Source organism: Allobosea caraganae (assembly GCF_003351345.1).
Classification (GTDB): Bacteria; Pseudomonadota; Alphaproteobacteria; order Rhizobiales; family Beijerinckiaceae; genus Allobosea; species Allobosea caraganae.
Map to the genome: position 1 here is coordinate 504,039 of NZ_QQTO01000022.1, position 7,216 is coordinate 511,254.

General features: G+C 67.7%; 8 protein-coding genes. All 8 read left to right on the forward strand.

Translation table 11 applies throughout. The features are described 5' to 3' along the window. The first annotated feature begins 26 nt into the window (after positions 1-26). The 8 genes from DWF00_RS18775 to DWF00_RS18810 all read left to right on the forward strand — a co-directional run bounded on the left by DWF00_RS18775 (position 27) and on the right by DWF00_RS18810 (position 6,850). Entirely contained in the window at positions 27-1,175 is a 1,149-nt protein-coding gene (locus DWF00_RS18775) for a pyridoxal phosphate-dependent aminotransferase (protein ID WP_114829283.1), read from the forward strand. A 39-nt stretch (positions 1,176-1,214) separates the two neighbouring features. Then, on the forward strand, positions 1,215-2,018 hold the full coding sequence (locus DWF00_RS18780) for a transporter substrate-binding domain-containing protein (RefSeq protein WP_114829284.1): 804 nt from the start codon (positions 1,215-1,217) through the stop codon (positions 2,016-2,018). A 52-nt stretch (positions 2,019-2,070) separates the two neighbouring features. After that, entirely contained in the window at positions 2,071-2,748 is a 678-nt protein-coding gene (locus DWF00_RS18785) for an amino acid ABC transporter permease (protein WP_114829285.1), read from the forward strand. Then, positions 2,741-3,388, forward strand: coding sequence for an amino acid ABC transporter permease (locus DWF00_RS18790; protein ID WP_114829286.1), 648 nt, complete (start codon positions 2,741-2,743; stop codon positions 3,386-3,388). Before DWF00_RS18785 ends, DWF00_RS18790 begins: the two co-directional genes overlap by 8 nt. After that, positions 3,388-4,155 (forward strand): amino acid ABC transporter ATP-binding protein, encoded by a 768-nt coding sequence (locus tag DWF00_RS18795; RefSeq protein ID WP_114829287.1) that lies wholly within the window; start codon positions 3,388-3,390, stop codon positions 4,153-4,155. Before DWF00_RS18790 ends, DWF00_RS18795 begins: the two co-directional genes overlap by 1 nt. A gap of 63 nt (positions 4,156-4,218) precedes the next feature. Further along, on the forward strand, positions 4,219-5,301 hold the full coding sequence (locus DWF00_RS18800; protein WP_114829288.1) for a 4-oxalomesaconate tautomerase: 1,083 nt from the start codon (positions 4,219-4,221) through the stop codon (positions 5,299-5,301). A 131-nt stretch (positions 5,302-5,432) separates the two neighbouring features. Beyond that, complete coding sequence (locus DWF00_RS18805) at positions 5,433-6,158, forward strand: PIG-L deacetylase family protein (RefSeq protein ID WP_114829289.1); 726 nt, start codon at positions 5,433-5,435, stop codon at positions 6,156-6,158. Next, positions 6,155-6,850 carry a 4-carboxy-4-hydroxy-2-oxoadipate aldolase/oxaloacetate decarboxylase gene (locus DWF00_RS18810; protein ID WP_114829290.1) on the forward strand — a complete coding sequence of 232 codons (696 nt, stop codon included), beginning with the start codon at positions 6,155-6,157 and terminating at the stop codon, positions 6,848-6,850. Before DWF00_RS18805 ends, DWF00_RS18810 begins: the two co-directional genes overlap by 4 nt. The last annotated feature ends 366 nt before the right edge of the window (positions 6,851-7,216 follow it).

The following is a 7,216-nucleotide window of genomic DNA, read 5'->3' on the forward strand; positions in this document are numbered from 1 at the left end:
CCTGCTCGCGCGAGGAGCCTGTTTCCATGCCTCTATCTCTCGTCGATCGCGTCACCTCCCTGAAGCCCTCGGCCACGGTCGAGATGACCGAGCGCGTGCGCGCGGCGCGGGCTTCCGGCCGGCGCATCCTGGCGCTGTCGAGCGGCGATCCGAGCATCGACACCGACCCGCGCATCATCGACGCGGCCGAGCGCGCCATGCGCGGCGGCGCGACCCATTACGGCCCGGCCGCCGGCCTGCCGGCGCTACGCGAGGCGATCGCGCTGCGCGAGCAAGCCCGCTCCGGCACCGCCTATGATCCCAACGACATCATCGTCACGCCCGGCGGCAAGTTCGCGCTGCTGACCGCGCTGATGGCGCTGGTCGAAGCCGGCGACGAGGTGCTGGTGCCCGAGCCGGGCTGGGTCAGCTACGGCCCCTGCGTGCGGCTCTGCGGCGGAACGCCCGTGCCGCTGGCGCTGCTCGACAGGCTCGACCTGGAGATGCTGGAGCGCGCCGTCACGCCGCGCACCAAGGCTGTGATCATCAACTCGCCGGTGAACCCGACCGGGCGCGTGCTGAGCACTGAGGAGATCTCCGGCCTCGTCGAATTCGCCGTGCGCCACGACATCTGGATCGTCTTCGACCAGGTCTATTGCGACCTGCTGCATAGCGGCCGCTTCCCGAGCCCGCAGGCTCTGCCGGGCGGGCGCGAGCGCACCTTCGTCGTCGACAGCTTCTCCAAGACGTTCGGCATGACCGGCTGGCGGCTCGGCGCGCTGATGATGCCGGCCGGCCTCTCCAAGGCCGTGCTCAAGTTCATGCAGCACTCGGTCTATTGCGTGCCGGACTTCATCCAGCTCGCCGGCATCCAGGCGCTCTCGCTCTATGACGAGGTCGTGCCGCAATACCGCGAGACCTTCCGCCGCCGGCTGGAGACCGCCGTGGCCGGCCTGTCGAAGATCGACGGCATCACCACGAGCATGCCGTCCGCGACCTTCTACCTCTTCCCGGCCATCGCCGGCGACGACGTCGCGGTGGCCAAGCGCTGGCTCGACGAGATCGACGTCTCGTCCCTGCCCGGCTCCTTCTTCGGCGCGCCCGGCAAGGGCCATCTGCGCCTGTCGCTGACCTGCCCCGACGCCGATCTCGAGGAAGCCCTCGAGCGCATCGCGCGCGCCGGCCTCGCTGCCTGACATCAAAGTGATCGACCAAAAACAGGGGAACCAAAGGCGATGATCAACCGCAGACACTTCCAGCTTACCGCGGCCATCGCCGCGCTGGCGGCGCTCGCGCCGCTCGGTGCGGCGCAGGCCCAGACCGACAGCATGAGCAAGATCAAGGAGCGCGGCACCATCCGGGCCGGCGTCAAATACGACACGCCGCCCTTCGGCTTCCTCGACGACAAGAACGAACCTGCCGGGTTCGACCTCGATATCGTCCGCAAGATCGGCGAGAAGCTCGGCGTCAAGGTCGAGTTCGTGAAGGTCACTTCGCCGACCCGCGTGCCGCTGCTGGTCAGCGGCAATGTCGACATCGTCGCGGCCTCGATGACCCATACCCGCGAGCGCGACAAGGCGATCGACTTCAGCATCACCTACTACACCGGCGGCCAGTCGCTGATGGTGGCGAGCGACAGCAAGATCGCGGGCCTGAAGGACCTCGACGGCAAGGAAGTCGCGGTCCAGCAGGGCACGACGCTGGAGAAGAACATCGCGGCGGCCGCGCCCAAGGCCAAGGTCACGGCCTTCAAGGACTATAACAGCGCCTGGCTGGCGCTGGCCCAGGGCCGCGTCGACGCGCTGACCGGCAGCCTCAACATCCTGCAGGGCTTCCTGAAGGACAATCCAAAATTCAAGATCGTCGGCGAGCTCTTCAGCGTCGAGCCCTTCGGCATCGGCATCCGCCAGGGCGATTCCGAGCTGCGCGACGCCGTGAACTTCGCCCTCCAGGACCTGTGGACCTCCGGCGAATACAGCGCGCTCTACCGCAAGTGGTTCAACGCGGACCCGACCTACCCCATCGAAACCTGGCCGTGAAAAAGCGGGATTCGGCGGGCCGAAAGGCCCGCCGGCACAGAAGGTCTGACCGGTGAACTACACCCTGCAGTTCGGCCCGATCTGGGACAACCGCGCTCTTATCCTCGACGGCTTCGTCACCACGATCCTGCTCTCGGCGGCGGCGCTCGTGCTCGCCATCCTGATCGGCGTCGTGGTGGGCACGGCGGCGACGGCGCAGGGCCGGACGCCGCGCCTGCTCTCGATCGCCTATGTCGAGTCGATGCGGAACATCCCGCTGCTGATCCACATGTACTTCTGGTATAACGGCCTGGCTTTCCTGAAGATTCCGGCGTTCTGGTGCGGCGTCCTCGGGCTCTCGCTCTATTCGGGCGCCTATGTCGCCGAGATCGTCCGCTCCGGCATCGGCAGCGTGCCGCGCGGCCAGCGCCAGGCGGCCCTGGCGAGCGGCCTGACCAATGCGCAGGCCATGCTCTTCGTGGTCTACCCGCAGGCGATCCGCGCCATCATCCCCTCGCTCGCCAGCGTGTTCTCGCAGCTGATCAAGGATTCCTCGCTGGCCTCTGTCATCGCGGTCGCCGACATCACCTACCAGGCGAGCGCGATCGAGGGGCAGACCTTCCGCACCTTCGAGATCTACATCACCGTCTGCCTGCTCTACCTCGCGCTGGTGACATTGGTCAGCCAGACGCTGACCATCCTGTCGGGCACGCGCGGCGACGGCCTGACCCGGAGGGTCGCAGATGCCTGAGGTCATCCTCAAGAACCTGCCCTTCATGCTGCAGGGGCTGGCGACCAGCCTGCAGATCTCGGCGATGGTCGCGGTCGGCGGCACGCTGCTCGGCCTGCTCGTGGCCGTGATCCTCTACAGCCGCGTGCCGGTGCTCTCAGTGGTGTCGCGCGTCTATATCGAGTTCATCCGCGGCACGCCGCTGCTCGTCGTGCTGTTCATCGCCTTCTTCGGCCTGCCGGCCTTGTTCGGCTACCAGACCACCGCCTACAAGGCGACGGTCGTCGCCTTCATCCTGTTCATCGGCGCCTATCTGGCCGAGGACATCCGCAGCGGCCTGCTGACGGTGAAGCCGACGCTGACCCAGGCGGCGCTCGCGACCGGGCTGACGCGCGGCCAGGCGCTGCGCTTCGTCGTGGTGCCGCTCGCCGTGCGCCGCATCATCCCGACGCTGTTCAACCAGTACGTCCGGCTCTTCAAGTTCACCTCGGTGGCCTCGGTCATCGGCGTGTCGGAGTTCACCGGCAACGCCATGCTCGTCAACGCCCGCGAGTTCCAGCCGGTGGCGATCCTCGCCTTCGTCGCCCTCACCTATCTGGTGATCTGCCTGATCCTCTCCGGGATCGGCCGCTGGCTCTACGCGCGGCTGGCGGTGAGCTGATGGCAGCCGCTCTCAAGGTCAACGCAATGGACACTCCCACCATCGTCATCGACGGCGTCTCCAAGGCCTATGGCGCGACGCCGGTGCTGCGCAATTGCAGCACGAAGATCGCCAAGGGCGAGGTCGTGGTCGTCTGCGGCCCGTCGGGCTCCGGCAAGAGCACGCTGATCAAGTGCATCAACGGGCTGGAGCCGTTCCAGTCCGGCAGCATCACGGTCGAAGGCGTCGAGGTCGGCTCGCCCCGCACCAACCTGCCGAAGCTGCGCATGCGCATCGGCATGGTCTTCCAGCATTTCGAGCTCTACCCGCACATGACGGCGCTGGAGAACATCATGCTGGCGCAAGTCCGCGCCCTGAAGCGCTCGCGCGCCGAGGCGGAAGCGCGCTCGCGCAGCCTGCTCAAGCGTGTCGGATTGGAAGCCAAAGCCGATGCAAAGCCGGCGAACCTGTCCGGCGGCCAGCAGCAGCGCGTCGCCATCGCGCGCGCCCTGGCGCTCGACCCGCAGGTGATGCTGTTCGACGAGCCGACCTCGGCGCTCGATCCCGAGATGATCAGCGAAGTGCTCGACGTGATGATCGAGCTCGCCGGCGACGGCATGACCATGGCGGTGGTGACGCATGAGATGGGCTTCGCCCGGCGCGTCGCCGACCGCGTCATCTTCATGGACCAGGGCTGCATCGTCGAGGACGCCGCCAAGGAGCAGTTCTTCGCCGCTCCGGCGAGCGAGCGCGCCCGGGAGTTCCTGTCGAAAATTCTGGCCCACTGAGTTTCTCGCCCACTGAGAACAGTTCGGCGCCGCACGGCGACCGCAACGCAAGGGAGGTTCACGATGCAGATTCCCGTCAGGTGCATGCTGATGCGCGGCGGCACGTCCAAGGGCGCCTATTTCCTGGCCGAGGACCTGCCCTCCGAGCCAGCGGCGCGCGACCGCCTGCTCCTCAGCATCTTCGGCTCGCCCGATGCGCGCCAGGTCGATGGCGTCGGCGGCGCCCATCCGCTGACCAGCAAGACCGCGATCGTCTCGCGCTCGACCCTGCCCGATTGCGACATCGACTTCCTGTTCGGCCAGGTCGGCATCGCCCAGCCGGTCGTCGACACCACGCCGAATTGCGGCAACATCCTCTCCGGCGTGGGCCCCTTCGCGATCGAGCGCGGGCTGATCCAGCCGACCGGCGAGCGGACCCGCGTCCGCGTCCGCACCATCAACACAGGCACGATCGCGGAGCTCCTGATCGAGACGCCCGGCGGCAAGGTCAACTATGCCGGCAGCGCCCGGATCGACGGCGTGCCCGGCACGGCCGCGCCAGTGACGATCGACTTCCTCGATGCCGCCGGCTCGGTCTGCGGCTCGCTGCTGCCGACCGGCAATGTCGTCGACCATGTCGCCGGCGTCGACGTCACGCTGATCGATAACGGCATGCCGGTGATCGTGCTTGCGGCCTCCGCGGTCGGCCGCACCGGCTATGAGAGCCGCGAGGCGCTCGACGCCGACATGGGGCTGAAGGCGCGGCTCGAGGAAATCCGGCTCGCCTGCGGCCCATTGATGAATCTCGGCGACGTCAGCAAGAAGGTCGTGCCGAAGATCTCGCTGGTCGCGCCGCCGCAGCAGCCGGGCGGCCATGTCTCGACGCGCAACTTCATCCCGCATGAATGCCACGCCTCGATCGGCGTCTTCGCGGCGGTGACGGTCGCCACAGCCTGCGTGCTGCCGGGCTCGCCCGCAGCCGCCGTCGCCAGGATACCGGAGGGCCGGATCAAGACGCTCTCGGTCGAGCATCCGACCGGCGAGTTCAGCGTGCGCATCGAGGTCGGCGGCACGGCCGAACACCCGGTCGTCGAGCGCGCCGGGCTGCTGCGCACCGCCCGCGTCCTGTTCGACGGCACGACCTACGCCAGGGCCGACGCCGCCTGAGCGCTAGGTCATCGAACCGGATACCGTATCCGGCTCGATGACCTAGCTTCTTGTTTTTGCATCGGCTTTTCCGAAAACCGCAATCCGCTTTTCGGGCCGATGCGCGAGTTCCAACATCGAAAGTCCCCACTATGACTGCATCTCAAAAGACCGGACTCGTGGTCACCGCCCATCCCGGCGATTTCGTCTGGCGGGCCGGCGGCGCCATCGCGCTCCACACCGCCAAGGGCTATCGCGTCAAGATCGCCTGCCTCTCCTACGGCGAGCGCGGCGAGAGCCAGTTCGCCTGGAAGAAGGCCGGCGTCAGCATGGCAGAGGTCAAGGAGCAGCGCCGCGACGAGGCGCAGCGCGCCGCCGAGCTGCTCGGCGCCGAGATCGAGTTCTTCGACGCCGGCGACTATCCGCTGCGCGGCACGCAGGCGATCCTCGACCGGCTGGTCGACATCAACCACGAGCTGAAGCCGGCCTTCGTGCTCACCCACGCGCTGGCCGACCCCTACAACATCGACCACCCCGAGGCGACGCGGCTGGCCCAGGAGGCCCGCATCATCGCCCAGGCCATGGGCCACAAGCCCGACCCGACGCGCGCCTATTCCGCGCCGCCGGTCTTCCTGTTCGAGCCGCACCAGCCCGAGCAATGCGACTACAAGCCCAACGTCATCCTCAACATCGACGACGTCTGGGAGAAGAAGCGCGCCGCCTTCGAGATCCTCGCCGCCCAGAAGCACCTCTGGGAATACTACACCCGCGTCGCGCTCAACCGCGGCATGCAGGGCGGCCGCAACTCGGGCCGTTCGATGACCTATGGCGAGGCCTATCAGCGCCTCTTCCCGATGGTTCTGGAGGAACTGGCGTGAAGACCATCGTCGTCCGCAACATCCCGCGCGCTGACGCGGGCGTGATCGCCGACCTCGCCGAGTGCGGCGTCTCGGCCAGCCATGAATCGATGGGCCGCACCGGCCTGCTGAAGCCCTATATGCGCCCGGCCTGGGCCGGCGCCGCGATTGCCGGCAGCGCCGTCACCGTGCTGGCGCAGCCCGGCGACAACTGGATGCTGCATGTCGCGGTCGAGCAGTGCCAGCCCGGCGACGTGCTGGTCGTCGCTGTGACCACCGACAACACCGACGGCATGTTCGGCGACCTGCTGGCGACCTCGCTGATGGCCCGCGGCGTCGTCGGCATCGTCATCGATGCCGGCGTGCGCGACGTGAAGTCGCTGCACGAGATGGGCTTCCCGGCCTGGTCGCGCGCGATCTCGGCCAAGGGCACGGTCAAGGCGACGCTGGGCGCGGTCAACATCCCGGTGGTCTGCGCCGGCGCGGCGGTCGCTCCCGGCGATGTCATCGTCGCCGATGATGACGGCGTGCTCGTCGTGCCGCGCCTGGAGGCCGCCGATGTCGCCGCCAAGGCGAAGGCGCGCAAGGCCAACGAGGAGGAGAAGCGCGGGCGTCTCGCCTCGGGCGTGCTCGGCCTCGACATGTACAAGATGCGCGAGGAGCTGGCGCGCCAGGGCCTGGTCTATGTCGACCATCCCGGCGACGCCGCCTGAAGACCGTTTCGGAGGGAATAGGCCTTGGCGCGCCCTTGGGGGCGTGGCGAGGCCGATTCCGGGGCCCGCCGCCCCAGGGTGGCTAACGCTGCTGGCGCGGCTGTGTGCGGCCCTGCGCCGGCGGCGCGGAGGCAGCTCGACCGGGGACCGGGCGGGCGGAACGCAGCCGGAATGTGCATCTCTCGAAAAAAATCAAAATCGGTGTTGACAGTCCAAACCTGATTCGCCTAAACACCACTCATCGAGACGGCGCCGCCGGTGTGCGGGGCCGCTCTACTGCGCTTCATTAGAACGCTGGGCCTTGTAGCCGAGAGATCGGCTTAGAGCACTGTCTGTTTTGTAGAAGCCTCGCTGTTTGACAACTGA

What these genes read in the sequence shown, in the direction of transcription:
- DWF00_RS18775 (WP_114829283.1), top strand. Translation starts at nt 27, where the DNA reads ATGCCTCTATCTCTCGTCGATCGCGTCACCTCCCTGAAGCCCTCGGCC.
- DWF00_RS18780 (WP_114829284.1), top strand. Translation starts at nt 1,215, where the DNA reads ATGATCAACCGCAGACACTTCCAGCTTACCGCGGCCATCGCCGCGCTG.
- DWF00_RS18790 (WP_114829286.1), top strand. Translation starts at nt 2,741, where the DNA reads ATGCCTGAGGTCATCCTCAAGAACCTGCCCTTCATGCTGCAGGGGCTG.
- DWF00_RS18795 (WP_114829287.1), top strand. Translation starts at nt 3,388, where the DNA reads ATGGCAGCCGCTCTCAAGGTCAACGCAATGGACACTCCCACCATCGTC.
- DWF00_RS18800 (WP_114829288.1), top strand. Translation starts at nt 4,219, where the DNA reads ATGCAGATTCCCGTCAGGTGCATGCTGATGCGCGGCGGCACGTCCAAG.
- DWF00_RS18805 (WP_114829289.1), top strand. Translation starts at nt 5,433, where the DNA reads ATGACTGCATCTCAAAAGACCGGACTCGTGGTCACCGCCCATCCCGGC.